Raw genomic sequence first — 16547 nt, forward strand, 5'->3', positions numbered from 1 at the left:
ATGTGGGGAGTTCTGAGACGTGCCGGTCTGGCCTTGATCGCGATGGCCGGGCTGCTACTTGCCACGGCGCTGGCGGCCGAGGAGGAGCGCCCGCGCATGCTGCTACTGGTCAACGACCCCATCCGGCCGGGCCTGCTCGAGGAGCTGGCCCGGCTGGGCGATGCCCAGGGCATTGAGGTCGACACCGGCTTCGTCGAAGCGCTGCCGGAGTCTCCCGAAGCAGCAGCGCTGGCGGGGCTCGACCTGGCGGTGGTCTTTGCCCCGAGCCACGAGCTCGCCCGCCCCGAAAGGGTCGAGGCGCTGCGCGAGGCCCTGGCCGAGAGGCAAACCCCGCTGGTGGTCGTGGCACGTGAGCGAACCGAGAGCCACGGCCTGGAGGCCGGGCTCGGCGAGCGTATCGCTGCCTACCTGACCGAGGGCGGCGAGCGCAACTTCGCAGCGCTGTTCGCCCATATCGCCGGGCCGCTGCTGGGGCTGCACGAGGCCCCGGTGCCGGAGCCCATTCACTATCCCGATCACGGCATCTACCACCCCGATTACGAGGGATTGGTGTTCGACGACCTGGCGGACTACCGCGACTGGTACGGCAACTTCGACGAGCGTCCGGTGATCGGCATGGCCCTGCACGATACCCACGTGCGCCACACCCTGACCGGCTGGATCGACGCCACCATTGCGCATATCGAGGCGGCCGGCGCGGTGCCGCTGCCGTTCTACGTGCCGGTGCAGGGCGGCGAGGGGCTCACGGCCATGACCATGGAAGGGGGCGAACCGGTCGTCGACGCGCTGCTGTTCTACCGCGTGACCCTTAACCCCGAAGGGCGCCGGGATGATCTGGCGGCCCTGGGCGTGCCGGTGCTGCAGGGGCTGATCTACCGCGATGGCGACGAGGCCGCCTGGCGCGACGACCCGGTGGGCTTTCCCCGGGGCAGCACGCCGTTCTACTTCGCCATGGCCGAGATGGCCGGCATCGCCGACCCCAGCGTGGTAGCGGCGGAGCATGCCGTCAGTGGGGAAGTGCTGCCGATCGAGCCCGAGCTCGGCATGCTGGTGCGTCGAGCGCTCAAGGCCGCCGAGCTCCGGCGCAAGCCCAATGCAGGCAAGCGCCTGGGCCTCTACGTCTATAACTATCCGGCGGGCAGCGAGAACTTCTCCGCCTCGCACCTCAACCTGCCCGCCAGCCTCGCTGCCACCCTGCACGACCTGGCCGAGGCGGGCTACGACGTGGAGCGGGCCGACGTAGAGCGGCTCACCGATGCCGGCAAGCGGCTGGTCGGTGCCTACCAGGCCGACGCCGGCCTCGAAGCGCTGCTCGACGACGACCTGGCTGCTCTTTTCCCACTCGACGACTACCTCGACTGGCTGGATTCCCGCGGCGAGTCCGTGCGGGCACGCACCGAAGCGGAGTGGGGCCCGCCGGAGACGGCACGAACCCTGATCGAGCGTGACGGCGAGCGCTTCTTCGTGGTGCCGCGCCTGGCCCTCGGCAATCTGCTGGTCATGCCCCAGCCGCCGCGGGCGCTGCCGGGCGATCCGGCGCGGGAAGGGGCCTACCACGATACCGACCTGGCGCTGAGCCACGACTACCTGGCCAGCTACGCCTACCTGCACCGTGCCTTCGACGCCGATGCCTTGATCCATTTCGGCACACACGGTTCGGCGGAGTTCGGCGTGGGCAAGAGTCGCGGCCTGGCGCTGGACGACGACCCCCATGCCCTGCTCGGCGAGCTGCCCCACGTTTATCCCTACATCGTCGACAACCTGGCCGAGGCCACCCTGGCCAAGCGGCGCCTGCGCGCCACCATGGTTTCCCACCAGACCCCGCCTTTCGCCCCAGCGGCGCTCTACCATGAGCTGGTGGACCTGCACCACCTGGTGCACGACTGGGAGACCATGGACGACGGCGCCGCCCGCGAGCGGGTGCGTGATCAAATCGTCGAACAGGGGCGCGAGATGGATCTGCACGCCGACCTGGGCTTCGACGATGCCGCCCTGGATGCCGACTTCGAGCATTTCCTGCATGCGCTGCACGACTACATCCACGATCTGGCCCAGCAGAGCGAGCCCATCGGCCTGCACACCTTCGGCCGCATGGCGGAAGACGAGCACCTGGTCGCCACGGTGATGCAGATGCTCGGCGACGAATTCCTCGAACTCGTTGCCGACGACCCCGAAGAGCTGTTCGCCGGTGATTTCGAGACCGCCGTGGTCGACTCCGCCCCCTACCGCCTGCTCGTCGCGCACCTGCTGGAAACGGGAGACAGTGCTGGCGAGCATGAGGAGGCGCTGGCCGACATGCTCGCCCGCGCAGACGAGTATTTCGAAGCGCTGCGCACCCAGCGCGAGAGCGAAGCGCTGATCGCAGCGCTGGGCGGTGGCTTCGTCATGCCCTCGGTGGGCGGCGACCCCATCCGCAACCCCGATTCGCTGCCCACCGGGCGCAACCTCTACGGTTTCGATCCCTCGCGAGTGCCCACCCGCGCCGCCTACGAGACCGGCACCGAGCTGCTGGAGACGCTGCTCGAAGAGCACCGGGCGGAACATGGCGAGCCGCCCGAACGGCTGGCCTTCACGCTGTGGTCCATGGAGGTGATGCGCCACCATGGCGTGATCGAAGGGCAGGTGCTGGCCGCCCTGGGGGTACGGCCGGTGTGGAATTCGCGCGGTCGTCTGGAGGGCATCGAACTGATTCCCCAGGAAGAGCTGGGCCGTCCTCGTGTCGACGTAGTGCTGCAGACCAGCGGGCTCTACCGCGATGCCTTCGCCGGCACCCTCGAGTGGCTGGCCCAGGCCGCTGCCCTGGCGGCGGAGCAAGAGGAGACGGACAACCCCGTACGGGCCATGACTCTGCGCCTGGAAGAGGAACTCAGCGCTCTGGGGCTGGACGCCGAGAGCGTGGCGCGGCTGAGCCGCACCCGGGCCTTCTCCTCGGACATCGGCCAGTACGGGCTGGGCCTGGACGGAGCCGTGGCCGACGTGGACGCCTGGGCCAACGGCAGCGAGCGTGACGACGCCTACCTGGGGCGGGTCTTCCTCGACCGTCTGCAGCATGCCTACGGTCCCGACCCCGAGCATTGGGGCGAAACGGTGGCCGGGCTCAACCTGTTCGAGCGCCAGCTCGGCGAGATCGATGCCGCGGTGTTCGCCCGCAGCTCCAACCTCTACGGCCTGCTCACTTCCGACGACCCCTTCCAGTACCTGGGCGGGCTCTCGCTCGGCGCCAGCGTGGCCGGCGGCGAGCGTCCCACGCTCTACATCGGCAACCTGCGCGACCCGGCCCACGGTCGCATGGAGCGTGCCGAGCAGTTCCTCTCGCGGGAGATCCGCACCCGCTACCACCACCCGCGCTGGCTCGCCAGCATGGTGGCGGAGGGTTACTCGGGCACCACCAATCTGCAGGCCACCGTCGAAAACCTGTGGGGCTGGCAGGCCACGGCGCCGGAAATGGTGCGCGACGACCAGTGGCAGCGCTTCTTCGAGATCTACGTGCAGGACACCTATGAGCTGGGGCTGGAGGCGTGGTTCGAGACGCACAACCCCGAAGCGCTGACACGCATTGCCGAGCGCATGCTGGACGCCGTACGCACCGCCCACTGGCAGCCCGACGACGCCACCCTGGAGGCGCTGCTGAGCCATTACCGGGAGTGGACAGGCGCCCACGGCAGCACCGGCGGCAGCGCGGCGCGGGAAGCGTTCGTCGACTCCAGCCTGGCCGGCTTCGGGATGCAGTCGCCCACGACGGTGGGGGAGGGCGGCGGGCAAACGGAACCGGTGGTGGGCGAGCTTCTTCAGCCGATGAATGAGCCCGCACCGCAGGGCGATGCTACCTCTGCCTGGACATCGCTGCTCTACATCATGGTGCTGCTGCTGCCGTTCCTGCTCGGCGCCCTGCATCAGTGGCGGCGCGGTCGCCACGTCAACGCACTACCTGCCTATCGGGAGACCCCCGCATGACGACACTGGAAATCACCATGTACGAACTGGGCCGGCTGTTCCTGATGCCGGTGCTGATCCTGATCCTGCTGCTGTTCGCCTACGCATTCTACGCCCTTGGCGCCTTTGCGGTGGCCGCCTGGCAGCGGCGCCGCGGCCTGGCGGCCTGTCCGCTGCGCGAGCAGCTGGCTCGCCACGGCCGGCTCGACAGCGAGGAACTGGAGCTGGTGATCCTGCGCCGCCTCGAACCGCTGCGGGTGGTGTCGCGTACCGCGCCCATGCTGGGCCTGGTGGCCACCATGATTCCGCTGGGGCCGGCGCTGCTGGCGCTGGGCGACGGCGACCTGGCCACGGTGGGTGAGCAGCTCGTGGTGGCCTTCGCCGCGGTGATCCTGGCGCTGATCACCGCCTCGATCACCTTCTGGATACTCACCGTGCGGCGGCGCTGGCTTCTGGTGGCGCTGAAGCGCATCGAGCGCGAGGAGGCCGGGGCATGAGGCGTTTCCTGGATGCCGAGGAGAGCGACGACCCGATTCTCTCGGTGGTCAACGTCATTGATGTCTTCCTGGTCATCGTGGTGATGCTGCTGATCGTGGTGGCCCAGAGCAGCGCCACGGCGCTCGAGGCCGTGAGTCAGCGTGAAGGGGGCGAGACGGTCGCAGAAACGGCTGAGCGACTGGAGCGCTATGAGCGCAGCGGCGAGATCGGCGAAGGGGAGGGCGTACGTGCCGGCACTACCTACCGCCTGCAGGACGGCTCGCTGGTCTTCGTGCCGGACAGCGATTGAGCGTAAGACCTCAATCATGGCCGGCCGGGCGGGAAAAGTAGCGCCCGGGGCTGGTGCCGAGGCTGCGGCGAAAGGCGGCGATGAAGGCGCTGGGCGATTCGTAACCGACCTCCTGGGACACGACAGTGACCGAGCGCCCTTCCGCCAGCATGGGCAGGGCGGCGAGCAGGCGGGCCTGCTGTCGCCAGGCGGTAAAGCCCATGCCGGTCTGCGCCAGGAAGCGTCGTGCCAGGGTGCGTGACGAGGCACCGACCCTACCGCCCCAGGTGGTCAGGTCGTCCCGGTTAGCCGGGTCGTCACGTAGGGCGGTGCAGATCCGCCGCAGCGCGGGATCGTCGGGCTCGGGCAGGTGCAGCGGTAGCGTGGGCCCTGCGTGCAGCTCGTCCAGCAGTACCGCGACCAAGCGGGCGCCGGCGCCGTGGGCGGTCGCCTCGGCCGGCAGCTCCATCAAACGCAGTATCAGCTCGCGCAGCAGCGACGAGACGTTCACTACGCGTGGCTGGGCCGATGGCCCTAGCCGCTCATCGAGATAGAGGGTGCGCAGCTTCACAGGCCGGTGCATCAGCAGCGCATGCTCCAGGCGAGCGGGAATCCATACCGCAAGCTGGGGTGGCACCATCCACCATCCCGCTGGGGTCGCCACCGTCATTACGCCCTGGGTGGCGAAGACGAGCTGATGGCGCAGGTGATGATGACGGCCAGTGTCCCAGCCGGCGGGATAGTCGCAGGCATAGGGCTGTACCGGACCCGAGGCGCTCTCGATGCGCCGCTGTAGGGCATCGCGTGACAGGGGCGTGGCGTGGGCCAGGGTATGGGGCATATTGTCCGTTTCGCGATATGTCTTGTCAGAATGGCGAGAGAAGTCGCTTCGCGTCCAGTTTAGCCTGAAAGCTCGGCAACTCTGGAGTCTGGCCATGAACGGCAAACGCGTTCCGCTACTGTTCCTCAACCTGGGGCACGCCTACGCCCACTATTTCATGCTGATCCATCCCACGGTGGCGGTGGCGCTCGAGCGACGCGGCCAGGGCGATTACGCTGCGCTGCTACTACCGGCCACGGCGGGCTTCGTCGCCTTTGCCGCCTTTACCCTGCCGGCGGGCTGGCTGGGCGACCGCTGGAGTCGGCGCGGCATGATAGCCCTGATGTTCCTGGGACTCGGTGCGGCTTCCATGCTCACAGGCTTTGCGAGCGGCCCTTACCAGCTGGCGGCCGGGCTGTTTCTGATGGGTAGCTTCGCGGCCATCTATCATCCCGTTGGCATCGCCATGGTGGCGGAGAGCAGTGATGGCGTCGGTCAGGCGCTGGGGGTGAACGGCGTGTGGGGCAACATGGGTGTCGCAGCGGCGCCGCTGCTGACCGGTGCGATCACGGGCATACTCGGTTGGCAGGCCGCCTTTTTCATACCCGGGGCGCTGTGCCTGGCGAGTGGCATCGCTTACCTGGCGCTGGTACCGGCTGAAAGCAAGCCGCTTCAGCCGCTACGACCGGCCGGCGATGCCCCGGCAGCGGTGCAGGCCTCAACGGCCATACCGGGCCGGATTCTGGCCTACCTGATCGTCACCGCACTGATGGGCGGCCTCGTGTTTGCCTCCACCACCGTCGCGCTGCCCAAGATCATGGAAGATGCCTTCAGCGGTGGCGGGAATGCCCTGCTCGGTGCCGCCGGGCTGGCCTCGCTGATCTTCGCCTGCGCCTCCATGGCGCAACTCGTCACCGGCAGGGCGGTGGACCGGGGCGCGCCGCGGCAATTGATGCTGCTGCTGGCGTTGTTGCAGGTCCCGCTGTTGCTGCTGATGGTACAGGGTGGGCAATGGCAGATCGTTGCCCTGTCGCTAGGGCTGATGCTGACGGTGTTCGGTGTCATTCCGGTACAGGATGCCATCGTGGCACGCCATACCGCGAGCGCCTGGCGGGCACGGGTCTATGCCGTGAAGTACGTACTGTCGTTGGGGGTCGGTGCCCTGGCCGTGCCGATCGTGGCCTGGGGTTACGAGCCGGCCGCCGGATTCGTCCGGCTCTACATGTTGCTGGCCGCCTGTGCCGTCGGTGTGGCCATGGCGGCCTTGCTGCTGCCGGCCCGACGCTACGCGCAGGCGGCTCTCGGTGATAGCCAGTAACATCGGTTAACGGAGAGTGGGCTGTTGCGTGGCGCATCAGGAGAATGGAGGACACGATGGAGCTCTCTTCCCAGGCGGCCGGCCAGTCACTACCACAGGAGGCCATGGATGCCTTCGCCATCATCGCTCGCGAGCTGGGCGAGAGCGTGGTCGGCGTCTATCTGTTCGGCTCGGCGCTTGCCGGCGGCCTGCGACCCAATAGCGACGTGGACGTGTTGGTGATCGTCGGCCAGCCGCCCGAGGAGGCGGTGCGCCGACGGCTGGTCGAGGCGCTGATGCGGGTCTCCGGAAGCCCCGCCAACGACGGCTCGCCCAGACCATTGGAAGTGACGCTGCTATGTCGGCAGGCGCTGGTGCCGTGGCACTACCCGCCGGGGAGCGAACTGGTCTACGGCGAGTGGCTGAGGGACGAGTTCGAGCAGGGTCGCATACCGCCGGCGGCAGCCGACCCCGATCTGGCCGTGGTGCTGACCACCGCCAGGCAGTCGAGCCTGGCCCTGTACGGGCCGGAACTCGCAGAACTGGTCGCGCCGATTCCCGAGGCGGACCTACGCCGGGCCATCGCCGATTCGCTGCCTGGCCTGGTGGCGGGGTTGCAGGGCGATGAGCGCAACGTGCTACTGACCCTGGCGCGCATGTGGATGACTCTCGAGACGGGAGAGATCGCTCCCAAGGACGTTGCCGCCACCTGGGCGCTGGAGCGCCTGCCCCCCGAGCATCAGGCCATCATGGCGATGGCGCGGCGCGGCTATCTCGCAGGAGGCAGCGAGGACTGGACACAGCGCAAGCCGCAGGTGAAAGCGCTGGCGGCCTACCTGCAGCGCGCCATCGCTTGACCGAAGGCGGGCCCATTAGGCTAGTCTCTTAGCACGCTCATTTTCTTGGATGGCTAAGGAGTCTGTCATGAAGGTCGTTACCCTGAAGAGCCCCGGCGGGCTGGACCAGTTGCAAGTCGTCGAACGCGAGGCGCCGGGAGAGCCTGGGCCGGGGGAGATCCGCGTGCGGATCCATGCCAGCTCGCTCAACTTCCACGACTATGCTGTGGTCGCCGGGATGATCCCTACCGAAGATGGCCGCATTCCCATGTCCGACGGGGCGGGCGTGGTCGAGGCGGTGGGCGAGGGCGTCGAGGAGTTCGCCGTTGGCGATGCGGTGGTCTCCACCTTCTTCCCCTACTGGCTCGACGGCCCGGCCCGAGTGGCGGACTTCAAGACCACCCCCGGCGATGGCCTCGACGGCTACGCCCGCGAGCAGGTCATTCGCCCGGCCACTTGGTTCACCCACGCGCCCAAGGGTTACAGCCACGAAGAGGCCGCTACCCTCACCACGGCGGGGCTCACCGCCTGGCGGGCGCTGGTGGTGGACGGTAACCTCAAGGCCGGCGATACGGTGCTCACCCTGGGCACCGGTGGCGTTTCCATTTTCGCTCTGCAGTTTGCCAAGGCCATGGGCGCCCGGGTGATTTCGACCTCGTCATCCGACGAGAAGATCGAAACGCTCAAGAAGCTCGGCGCCGACCATACCATCAACTACAAGGCCGAGCCGGAGTGGGGCAAGAAGGTGCAGGCGCTGACTGACGGCCAGGGCGTCGACCACGTGATCGAGGTGGGTGGCCCCGGCACCCTGCCGCAATCCATCGACGCCGTGCGCATCGGCGGTCATATCGCCCTGATCGGCATTCTGACCGGGCGCGGCGGCGAGGTGCCCACCGTCAAGCTGATGGCCAAGCAGGCACGCCTGCAGGGGCTGATCGTCGGCAGCCGCATTCAACAGCAGGAGATGGTGCGCGGCATCGAGGCCTGCGGCGTGCGCCCGATCATCGACAGTCGTTTTTCGCTGGAGCAGATCGCCGACGCCTTCCGTCACGAGGAGTCGGGCCGCCACTTCGGCAAGATCTGTCTTTCCTTCTAGTCGGAGGAGGCCGCCGCCAACTGCTGCAGCGCCACCTGGGTGGCCGCGTCCGCCGGGAAGAACGACTCGATGGCGAGCTCCTCTAGGGTGATGTCGAGCGGGGTGCCGAATACCGTGGTGGTACTCAGCAGCGACAGCATGCGGCCATCCGGCAGGGCCAGCTCCAGCGGTACGACGATGCCGCCGTGGCGCGATGATGTGCTGGCCAGGTGGGGACGAGCGCCCGCCGATATCGGATAACCCTTCAGCTCCTCGCCGAGCGATTCCAGTGCCGGGTCGGCGGTCGTCTCGGCCTGACGCGCCAGGCGCTCGAGAATGTGGGTACGCCATTCGCGGAAGTTGCGGATGCGCGGCGCAAGCCCGCGGGGATGCAGCGTGAGCCGCAGCACGTTGATCGGGGGCTTCAACAGCTCGGCGTCGATGCCGTCGAGTAGCGCTTCCAGCGAGCGATTGGCCAGCAGCAGGTGCCAGTGGCGGTCGACGGCCAGCGCCGGGTAGGGGGCATGGCTCGCCAGCAGCCGCTCGATCACGCCGCGGATTGCCTCGAGTTCCGGGGCATCGATACCACGCTCGCCGAAGGCCGGGGCGAAACCGGCGGCCAGCAGCAGCCGGTTGCGCTCGCGCAGGGGAACGCCCAGTTGTTCCGCCAGGCGCAGCAGCATCTCCCGACTGGGCGTGGCCCGTCCGGATTCGACGAAGCTGAGGTGGCGCTGGGAGACGTCGGCCTCAGTGGCGAGCGCGAGCTGGCTCAGCCGCCGCCGCTGGCGCCACTCCTTCAACAGCTGCCCGGGAGTAGGGGAATTCGTTGTCATGGGCTCAGATTAGCGCCAAGCGATATGCCTGGCTATTACCTCGCAGGTAATCGCCAGGTCGCACCAGCGGGGCGAAGCTGTCGAGGCAAACCCACCGCTGGAGCAACGCCATGACCGCCTACGCCATCGCCCGCCTGCAGGACGTCACCATGGGCCCCGAGATCGTCGAGTACCTGGAGAAGATCGATGCCACCCTCACGCCTTACGGTGGCCGCTACCTGATCCACGGTGGCAACACCGAGGTGCTGGAGGGCAGCTGGCAGGGCGATACGATCATGCTCGGCTTCCCCAGCCTGGAGCAGGCCCGGGCCTGGTATCGCTCCGAGGCCTACCGACGCATCCTGCCACTGCGCACCGCCAACGCCGTGGGCGACGTCATTCTGGTGGGGGGCGTCGAGAAAGGGCACCGCGGCATCGACATCCTTGGTTAGATACTCCAGCCGGTGTCAGCTTGGCCTTGTGACCGAGCGCACGAAATCCCCGGTATCTGCTTAATTAAGGCTGGCTATTCGCCGCGTCTTTTCCGACATTACGGCACATGGAGCCCGCTGCCTTAGCGGCGGGCGTCAGGACTGCTTGCCGAGGGAACGAGAATGAAAAAGCGCTTTGCCATCTGGTTGGGATCGCTGGCCATCGTGCTGATGGGCTGTACCGCCATGGAGGGGGAAATGAGGCACGACGAGCCGCTGGTGAACACCTACTGGAAGCTGACCCAGGTCGGCGATGTGACGCCCCAGGCGGTGGACAACCAGCGCGAGGCGCATTTCGTGCTGCACACCGAGGAGAGCCGCGTGGCGGGCTCCACCGGTTGCAACCACCTTGCGGGCAACTATCGGCTGGAAAACGACGCCCTTCACTTCGGCCCCTTGATCACCACACGCATGGCCTGCCTGCAAGGCGGCGACACCGAGCAGGCCTTCCTGGCCGCGCTGGAGGCGACAGCGACCTGGCAGATCGAAGGCCAGACGCTGACCCTGCGCGATGCGTCTGGCGCTGCCGTGGCGCACTTCGAGGCGGTGCATCTCAACTGATTAGCCACCGCCTTCGGGGGTTGGAGAGCGTATGGAGAGGCACGGAGAGTGCCCTCAACTCCAGTCAGGGAACAGAGGCTCGCCTTTTTCCAGCAAGGATTTCAGGCTGGAGAGTATGGCGGGCCAGCCCACGCTGATACCTTGCAGCACCTTGCTGCCCGGCTCGAACCGGTCGTGAGTCAGCGTCAGGCGAACCTTGCCCATGTACTCCTCGATCTCGAAGGTGACCCGTGAAGGCTTCTCAGCCTGGGGCTGAGCTGTCTGTTCGCTTTTCTGCCCTGACATCTCGCCAGACGGGTCGAAGGTGTACGAGAGGCGCCTCGGCGGGTCGGCTTCCAGCACCTCACCTGCCCAGTCGAGAGAGCCGTCCGGCTTGAGATGCTTGACCGTCGAGCCGGTCTGCCAGTCCGAGGTGATACTGCGACCGCCCCAATACTGGCGGGTGAACTCGCCGTTGGTCAGTGCTTGCCACACCTTGTCCGGCGTGGTGTCGATGTAGGTGACGTAAACGAACTCGGGCTTATTCATCTTGGGAGTCCTCCAGGGTTCTTTTCAGCGTGTCCAGCGCCTCTAATCGGTGACGTTCGAACTTCCCGATCCAGCGTTCGTGGATCTGCTGGATCGGCTCCGGATTCAGGTAGTGCAGCTTCTCCCTGCCGCGCCACACGACCACGACCAGGTTTGCCGCCTCCAGCAGTGCCAGGTGCTTGGTGACGCCTTGCCGGGTCATGGCCATGCGCTCGCACAGCTCGCCAAGGGTTTGCCCATTGTCCTCGTACAGACGGTCGAGTAGCTCGCGACGGCAGGGGTCGGCAAGGGCCTTGAAAACGTCGTTCATGTCGTTGGGCATGGAATCATTAAGGCAACCATTTGGTTGCATGTCAAGATGCTTTGAAGAGGCCGCAGTCATACATGACCCTTGCTGGGTTGCAAGAACTCGAGGATGGCGGGAGCTAGTCTGGCGGGCTCGAAGAAGGCCTGAGTGTGATCGGCGTCTTCGATGCGTACCAGCCGGGCTTCCGGCAGCTCATGGGCAAAGCGCTCCATCTGTGGCAGGAGTGGGTCGTGGGTACCGGCGAAGAGCAGGCAAGGGAAGCGTAGCTGGCTCCAAGCCCCCTTGAACGCCGGCCGGTCGTTTGCCACGGCGGCGGCAAGCGCTTGTGGGTCATTGGCGCGAATTCGCTGTAGGGTGCTATCCGGCATGCGGCCTCCCGTAGCCTGCTGCACGAGCTTGGCCCAGTCGTCCATGCCGTGGGCGACACCGCGTCGGTAAGGGCTCATGTCCTGGCCATAGGGATGGATGCCACCGAGGGTCAGGCTGAGCAGCCTATGGGGTGTCTTTCTGGCCAGGCCAAGGCCGATCCAGCCGCCCATCGAGTAGCCGAGGAAATGGACTCGTTCGAGCCCAAGCGTGTCGATGACGGTCAGCACATCGTCGACGCGATGACTGAGGTTGTAGGCGTCGGGAGCATGCGGCTTGTCGCTGAAGCCATGCCCGCGCGCATCGATCATGATCAGACGAAAATGGCGTCCTAGCCGTTTCACCCAGCCAGCTTCGTACCAGCCGGAAATGCTGTCGCTGAAACCGTGCTGAAGGACCAGCGGTGGGCCCTCTCCAATTTGCTGAAAGTGAATCTTGACGGGGTGGTTGACGACATAAGGCATGGGGAGACTCCGTTTCATGGGGTCAGGAGTCTTGGGATATAAAACCTGCGGCGTCCCCTGGTCGTCCTTTCAGGTGTTGGGGAGCGTTCCTGGCAGAGTGCTTAGAAAAACGTCCAGGTGGTGCAGGATGCTGCCGGCATCGCCGACCCACCACCAGTGGTCCTCGCCGGGAAGCTCCACCCACTGGGCATGGGGCATCTGGCGGGCAAGGAATCGCCCATGTTCCACCGGGACCGCCTGGTCGCCGTGCCGATGGAGTATCAGCGTGGGGCAGTCGATCCTGGCAAGCAGGGGCCGCACGTCGGTTGACTTCAGCGCCTCGAATACCTGTTTCACCGTGCGCGGACTGGCGGCAAGGCGCAGGGCTCGTGCCCACCAGGCGCGTCGTTCGACATCGAGTGCCCAGCCGGGGGCGAAGCGCTCGATACAGGCAGGACCGCCCCAGTCGTCGATCAAGGCCTCGACCTGGGCATCGTAATGCTCGGGTGGGTAGCCCCAAGGGTAGTCGGGCGTGCGCAGGGCCCGCGCCAGGGTGCCGTAGAGAACCAAAGCCGTGACCCGTTCCGGTGCAGTCGCCGCCAGGGTGAGGGCTGCCGGGCCACCTTCGGAAACGCCCAGCAGAACGACCCTTTCGATGCTTTCGGCATCGAGAATGGCCAGCAGGTCCCGTGCCGTATGCTGCGGCGTTGCGGCATAGTCGATACGATCGGACAGGCCCACGCCGCGCTTGTCGAAGCACACCACTCTGGCCATGTGACCGAGCGTCTGCATGAAGCGGGCGAGCTCCGGCTGGTCCCAATAAAAATCGAGATGCGATACGAAGCCTGGCAGGGCTACCAGTGTCAGCGGGCCCTCTCCATACAATCGATAGGCGACATGGATCCCGTCGCTGACCACGTATCTGACCGGCGTCGGTTCGCTCGTGGGCACGCTCGCCGTGGGATATGCACCTTCGGCGATGGTCCGCCGCAGGCTTTCAGTCCTCTCCTGAGGAGAGATCCCCAGCTCTCGCATGAGCGTGACACGGCATTCATCGTACACGCGGAAGGCCGCAGCCGGGTGTCCGGCTTCGGCGTGGAGCCGCATCAATAGCCGATGTGTCGGCTCGTGCAGAGGATCGAGCGTCAGCCTTCGCTGTGCATAGGTGAGTGCCGCCTCGTAATCGCTGCCAGCGGCTGCCGCCTGCGCCAGCTGCGTCAGGGCTTCACCGAACCCTTGGCGCAGCTCCTCGCTTACCCGAGCCTGCCAATCGGCAAAATCCTGGCACTCGGGAAGCGTGAATCCGAGCAGAAAGTCGTCGCGGTAAAGTGAACTCGCCTGGCGGAGTTCCGTCACTGTCTGTCCGGCAGGGGCCCGGCTGGCGTGTCGTTCGAGCAGCGAGCGAAAGACGACGGCGTCGGTCGATGCCACCACAGCGGGCGCCAGGGCGACGGTTTCCGAGGTCGTGACGAACAGATTGATACCGAGCTGGCGCTGCAAGCGGTGCAGGGTTCGACGCAGGCTGGCTCGGCCCTCGCCGGCAGGAGCTTCGGGCCACAGCAATTCCGCCAGCAGGTCGCGACCGACAGGCTTGCCGGCCATGGCCAGATAGGTCGCCAGAGCCAGGCCCTTGCGCAGCTTGAGAGGCAGGGAATGGCCGCCGTGCTCCAGCCGAGGATAACCAAACAGAAACAGCTTCAGCGCCACATGGATATCTCCATCGTAGACAGCCGAAGTGGGTCGGCTCCCAGAGGACGCACAGGCGACGGCGACCGGGCAAGCTGGCGCCGAGTCGTGAGTGGCAGGCAAGGGGGGCGGGGTGCGCCGCACCTCACCTTGATTCTATCAGCTAACAGCCTGAGCACGCTTCGACTTCCAACCTCACCGATGCCAACCCCGATGGGTTCAGGAGATGACGATGCGCTGGGTAACGATGCTCTATGCCGTAGTGGCCTATCTAGTGTTCTGGTTATGTAGCGCCTATTTGATCGGCTTTACTGCCGATATTCTCGTGCCAAGAACGGTGAACCATGGCCCTGTCAGCGAGACAGGGCAGGCGTTACTGATTAATGCGAGTCTGATGCTGATGTTCGGTGTACAGCACTCCATCATGGCGCGCCAAGGCTTCAAGCGCTGGTGCCGAGCCTGGATACCGGAACCAATGGAGCGCAGCACCTACGTGTTGTCGTCATCTCTCATGCTGGGGCTGCTCTACTGGGGCTGGCGGCCCTTGCCCTACACCTTATGGTGGGTGGAGGGCGGTCTTGCCGTGGCGCTCTGGTGCCTGTTCGTGCTGGGTTGGGCGCTGGTCGTGCATGCCACCTTTCTGATCAGCCATGGAGAACTGTTGGGTGTCAGTCAGGCCTATCGCCGTCTGCGTGGCAGAGCTCTTCACGAGATCGGCTTTCGCACCCCAGGGCTGCATCGATTGGTGCGTCATCCTCTCATGTCGGGGCTCTTGCTGGCTTTCTGGTCGACGCCTCACATGACCGTCGGTCATTTCTGTTTCGCGGCAGGCATGAGCCTCTACATTCTGATCGGCATTCACTTCGAGGAGCGTAGTCTGGTGCGGGCCTTTGGCGACCGCTACCGGGTCTACCAGGCAACGACTCCCATGCTGGTTCCCAGCCTGAGACCGCTGTATCGCGAAGTCGCGTCTCGCTTCATGAAGCGCAAACGCAGCGTATGAACTCGCCCTTGGCCCGGGTGTAGGCTTCGCGATCCGTGCCGTGACGCGAAGCCAGTTCGCGCTTGAGGGCGGCGTAACGCTCGGCCTGCGCTGGGTCGGCGCGCAGCGCATCGCGGAAGGCGAGCCTCTGGCACCATAGTTCGCCGTCGTGCACCACCACATGCAGATGGTGGGTACGACGGCCGTTGGCGTGGCGCATGAACCAGCGGCGGTCGGTCAGGCTGGCGTTGAATTCCACCGAGGTGACGTAGCCGTGCTCGAGAATGGACTCGAACAGGGCATCGGCCACGGCCATGGAGGCGACCCCGGCCATGACGTCGATGATGGGCTTGGCCGGCATGCCGGGGATGGCGGTACTGCCGATATGCTGCACCTCGATAAGCTCGGTGGGGAAACGCTCCAGCAGGCGGTTGCGCTCGGCGTCGAAACGTGCCGGCCAGACGGGGTCGTACTCCGCCAGGCGCACCGGCTCGTCAATGGCCTGCTGCAGCAATTGGGCTTCGTTCATGAGAGCTCCCGGAAGCGGAGGTTTGTGTGATGGTAGCGGGCTCGCGCTGATGACGCAGGGCGCCGGGAGGGTGGCCATGAATGCGCTTGAAAGCGCGGCTGAAGGCCGCGGTACTGCCGTAGCCCAGGCGGTAGGCGACGGTTTCGATGGGTTGGCGCTCGCGGCCGATCCACTGGGCCGCCAGGCGCATGCGCAGCTCGGTCACGTAACGATGCGGCGTCATGCCCGTTACCGCCAGGAAGCGCTCGGCGAATACCGAGCGCGAGCTGCCCATCTCGGCGGCAAGCTCCGCCACCGTCCAGTTGCGCCCCGGCTCACGGTGCAGGGCTGCGATGACGCGGCCCAGGCGCGGGTCGCGCAGCGCTTCGATCCAGCCGGTGGCATCGCCACAGCCGCACTCCACCCAGCCGCGCACGATGAAGGCCGCCATCACGTCGGCGAGCCGCGCCAGAATGGCGGCATAACCCGCACGTTCGTTCTTCGCCTCGCGCTCCATCGCCTCGAGCATGGGCAGGATTTCGGGCTGGCGCTCGAGCAGGGTGCCGACGTACATCACTTCGGGCATCAGCGAGACCAGGGCGTGCATGCTGCCCAGATCGAATTCCATGCAGCCGCTGAAGGTCAGGGCGCCATCCTGGGTGCAATTCTTCGGGCAGGCGCGAATCGCGCTGACCGCCTCGCACAGCCTGGCGCTTTCGAAGGTGGCTACGTCCTGGGCCGGCTGGTCGGGGGAGGAGAGCAGGGCATGCAGGCCGCCGCGTGGCAGCAATAGCGCATCGCCGGTGGCCAGGGTGTGAACGCTGCCGCTGGGGCTGCGCAGGTAGACGGGGCCGCGGGCCACGAAGTGGAACTGCGCCCAGCCCTCCACCTGGCCGAACTCCACCCCCATTGGGGGTGAGAGCTGAATGCGGCGATAGGCGATGCCGCGCAGGCGCATGCCGAGCAGCAGCTCACTGACCAGGTCGTTGGGTAGTTCCGGTTTTGGCATCTCGTACCCCCTCACCGTGTTTGCGCAACCGCCAAGCGTACCGCTCATGTCGATTCGGATGAACGATCAATTATTCGAGAGCTTCTAGCATAGATCGTCCGACTCGGTCGCTCTAGTCTTCTCGTTC

The 16547-nt window shown here is 66.2% G+C and carries 17 protein-coding genes; 9 read left to right on the forward strand and 8 right to left on the reverse strand.

Features of this window, described 5'->3' with window-relative positions; translation table 11 throughout:
* The 3 genes from cobN to HOP59_RS01625 are packed head-to-tail and all read left to right on the forward strand — an operon-like array spanning nucleotide 1 to nucleotide 4720.
* Complete coding sequence (gene cobN, locus HOP59_RS01615) at nucleotides 1-3954, forward strand: cobaltochelatase subunit CobN (RefSeq protein ID WP_234252556.1); 3954 nt, start codon at nucleotides 1-3, stop codon at nucleotides 3952-3954.
* Nucleotides 3951-4430: a MotA/TolQ/ExbB proton channel family protein gene (locus tag HOP59_RS01620; protein WP_010629892.1), complete on the forward strand. Its 480-nt coding sequence runs from the start codon at nucleotides 3951-3953 to the stop codon at nucleotides 4428-4430. The genes cobN and HOP59_RS01620 overlap by 4 nt, the downstream gene beginning before the upstream one ends.
* On the forward strand, nucleotides 4427-4720 hold the full coding sequence (locus HOP59_RS01625; RefSeq protein ID WP_010629891.1) for a DUF2149 domain-containing protein: 294 nt from the start codon (nucleotides 4427-4429) through the stop codon (nucleotides 4718-4720). Before HOP59_RS01620 ends, HOP59_RS01625 begins: the two co-directional genes overlap by 4 nt.
* Nucleotides 4721-4730: 10 nt before the next feature.
* Here HOP59_RS01625 and HOP59_RS01630 read toward each other — a convergent pair whose 3' ends face one another.
* Nucleotides 4731-5540, reverse strand: a complete 810-nt coding sequence (locus tag HOP59_RS01630; RefSeq protein WP_234252557.1) for an AraC family transcriptional regulator — start codon at nucleotides 5538-5540, stop codon at nucleotides 4731-4733.
* A 94-nt stretch (nucleotides 5541-5634) separates the two neighbouring features.
* On the opposite strand from HOP59_RS01630, the gene HOP59_RS01635 reads away from it, so the two are divergent.
* The 3 genes from HOP59_RS01635 to HOP59_RS01645 all read left to right on the forward strand — a co-directional run bounded on the left by HOP59_RS01635 (nucleotide 5635) and on the right by HOP59_RS01645 (nucleotide 8748).
* Nucleotides 5635-6837: an MFS transporter gene (locus HOP59_RS01635; RefSeq protein ID WP_234252558.1), complete on the forward strand. Its 1203-nt coding sequence runs from the start codon at nucleotides 5635-5637 to the stop codon at nucleotides 6835-6837.
* Nucleotides 6838-6893: 56 nt separating this feature from the next.
* Nucleotides 6894-7673, forward strand: coding sequence for an aminoglycoside adenylyltransferase family protein (locus HOP59_RS01640; RefSeq protein WP_234252559.1), 780 nt, complete (start codon nucleotides 6894-6896; stop codon nucleotides 7671-7673).
* Between the two features lie 67 nt (nucleotides 7674-7740).
* Entirely contained in the window at nucleotides 7741-8748 is a 1008-nt protein-coding gene (locus tag HOP59_RS01645; protein WP_234252560.1) for a zinc-dependent alcohol dehydrogenase family protein, read from the forward strand.
* Here HOP59_RS01645 and HOP59_RS01650 read toward each other — a convergent pair.
* A complete protein-coding gene (locus HOP59_RS01650; protein ID WP_234252561.1) occupies nucleotides 8745-9560 on the reverse strand; it encodes a helix-turn-helix domain-containing protein in 816 nt (271 codons plus the stop codon). The genes HOP59_RS01645 and HOP59_RS01650 overlap by 4 nt on opposite strands.
* A gap of 110 nt (nucleotides 9561-9670) precedes the next feature.
* Here HOP59_RS01650 and HOP59_RS01655 point away from each other — a divergent pair, with 110 nt between their 5' ends.
* Both HOP59_RS01655 and HOP59_RS01660 read left to right on the forward strand, forming a co-directional pair.
* Nucleotides 9671-9991, forward strand: a complete 321-nt coding sequence (locus tag HOP59_RS01655) for a DUF1330 domain-containing protein (protein ID WP_234252562.1) — start codon at nucleotides 9671-9673, stop codon at nucleotides 9989-9991.
* Between the two features lie 162 nt (nucleotides 9992-10153).
* Nucleotides 10154-10591, forward strand: a complete 438-nt coding sequence (locus tag HOP59_RS01660; protein WP_234252563.1) for an META domain-containing protein — start codon at nucleotides 10154-10156, stop codon at nucleotides 10589-10591.
* Nucleotides 10592-10645: 54 nt separating this feature from the next.
* On the opposite strand, the gene HOP59_RS01665 is transcribed toward HOP59_RS01660, so the two are convergent.
* The 4 genes from HOP59_RS01665 to HOP59_RS01680 all read right to left on the reverse strand — a co-directional run bounded on the left by HOP59_RS01665 (nucleotide 10646) and on the right by HOP59_RS01680 (nucleotide 13942).
* Entirely contained in the window at nucleotides 10646-11119 is a 474-nt protein-coding gene (locus HOP59_RS01665) for an SRPBCC family protein (protein WP_234252564.1), read from the reverse strand.
* Nucleotides 11112-11429 (reverse strand): ArsR/SmtB family transcription factor, encoded by a 318-nt coding sequence (locus HOP59_RS01670; protein ID WP_234252565.1) that lies wholly within the window; start codon nucleotides 11427-11429, stop codon nucleotides 11112-11114. The genes HOP59_RS01665 and HOP59_RS01670 overlap by 8 nt, the downstream gene beginning before the upstream one ends.
* 68 nt (nucleotides 11430-11497) lie before the next feature.
* The gene (locus tag HOP59_RS01675; RefSeq protein WP_234252566.1) at nucleotides 11498-12256 is read right to left on the reverse strand and encodes an alpha/beta fold hydrolase; all 759 of its coding nucleotides are present in this window, start codon (nucleotides 12254-12256) and stop codon (nucleotides 11498-11500) included.
* Between the two features lie 69 nt (nucleotides 12257-12325).
* On the reverse strand, nucleotides 12326-13942 hold the full coding sequence (locus HOP59_RS01680) for a bifunctional AfsR/SARP family transcriptional regulator/alpha/beta hydrolase (protein ID WP_234252567.1): 1617 nt from the start codon (nucleotides 13940-13942) through the stop codon (nucleotides 12326-12328).
* 211 nt (nucleotides 13943-14153) lie between these two features.
* Between HOP59_RS01680 and mddA the strand changes: the two genes are divergently transcribed.
* Nucleotides 14154-14924, forward strand: a complete 771-nt coding sequence (mddA, locus tag HOP59_RS01685) for a methanethiol S-methyltransferase (RefSeq protein ID WP_234252568.1) — start codon at nucleotides 14154-14156, stop codon at nucleotides 14922-14924.
* Here mddA and HOP59_RS01690 read toward each other — a convergent pair.
* Nucleotides 14899-15432: a GrpB family protein gene (locus HOP59_RS01690; RefSeq protein WP_234252569.1), complete on the reverse strand. Its 534-nt coding sequence runs from the start codon at nucleotides 15430-15432 to the stop codon at nucleotides 14899-14901. The two genes, mddA and HOP59_RS01690, sit on opposite strands and share 26 nt — an antisense overlap.
* Entirely contained in the window at nucleotides 15398-16420 is a 1023-nt protein-coding gene (locus HOP59_RS01695) for an AraC family transcriptional regulator (protein ID WP_234252570.1), read from the reverse strand. Before HOP59_RS01695 ends, HOP59_RS01690 begins: the two co-directional genes overlap by 35 nt.
* Nucleotides 16421-16547 lie beyond the last annotated feature (127 nt).

The sequence above is a fragment of the Billgrantia aerodenitrificans genome, from assembly GCF_021404405.1.
Classification (GTDB): Bacteria; Pseudomonadota; Gammaproteobacteria; order Pseudomonadales; family Halomonadaceae; genus Halomonas; species Halomonas aerodenitrificans.

Coding starts and splice junctions, on each gene's coding strand:
- cobN (WP_234252556.1), top strand. CDS start 1: ATGTGGGGAGTTCTGAGACGTGCCGGTCTGGCCTTGATCGCGATGGCC.
- HOP59_RS01620 (WP_010629892.1), top strand. CDS start 3,951: ATGACGACACTGGAAATCACCATGTACGAACTGGGCCGGCTGTTCCTG.
- HOP59_RS01625 (WP_010629891.1), top strand. CDS start 4,427: ATGAGGCGTTTCCTGGATGCCGAGGAGAGCGACGACCCGATTCTCTCG.
- HOP59_RS01630 (WP_234252557.1), bottom strand. CDS start 5,540: ATGCCCCATACCCTGGCCCACGCCACGCCCCTGTCACGCGATGCCCTA.
- HOP59_RS01635 (WP_234252558.1), top strand. CDS start 5,635: ATGAACGGCAAACGCGTTCCGCTACTGTTCCTCAACCTGGGGCACGCC.
- HOP59_RS01640 (WP_234252559.1), top strand. CDS start 6,894: ATGGAGCTCTCTTCCCAGGCGGCCGGCCAGTCACTACCACAGGAGGCC.
- HOP59_RS01645 (WP_234252560.1), top strand. CDS start 7,741: ATGAAGGTCGTTACCCTGAAGAGCCCCGGCGGGCTGGACCAGTTGCAA.
- HOP59_RS01650 (WP_234252561.1), bottom strand. CDS start 9,560: ATGACAACGAATTCCCCTACTCCCGGGCAGCTGTTGAAGGAGTGGCGC.
- HOP59_RS01655 (WP_234252562.1), top strand. CDS start 9,671: ATGACCGCCTACGCCATCGCCCGCCTGCAGGACGTCACCATGGGCCCC.
- HOP59_RS01660 (WP_234252563.1), top strand. CDS start 10,154: ATGAAAAAGCGCTTTGCCATCTGGTTGGGATCGCTGGCCATCGTGCTG.
- HOP59_RS01665 (WP_234252564.1), bottom strand. CDS start 11,119: ATGAATAAGCCCGAGTTCGTTTACGTCACCTACATCGACACCACGCCG.
- HOP59_RS01670 (WP_234252565.1), bottom strand. CDS start 11,429: ATGAACGACGTTTTCAAGGCCCTTGCCGACCCCTGCCGTCGCGAGCTA.
- HOP59_RS01675 (WP_234252566.1), bottom strand. CDS start 12,256: ATGCCTTATGTCGTCAACCACCCCGTCAAGATTCACTTTCAGCAAATT.
- mddA (WP_234252568.1), top strand. CDS start 14,154: ATGCGCTGGGTAACGATGCTCTATGCCGTAGTGGCCTATCTAGTGTTC.
- HOP59_RS01690 (WP_234252569.1), bottom strand. CDS start 15,432: ATGAACGAAGCCCAATTGCTGCAGCAGGCCATTGACGAGCCGGTGCGC.
- HOP59_RS01695 (WP_234252570.1), bottom strand. CDS start 16,420: ATGCCAAAACCGGAACTACCCAACGACCTGGTCAGTGAGCTGCTGCTC.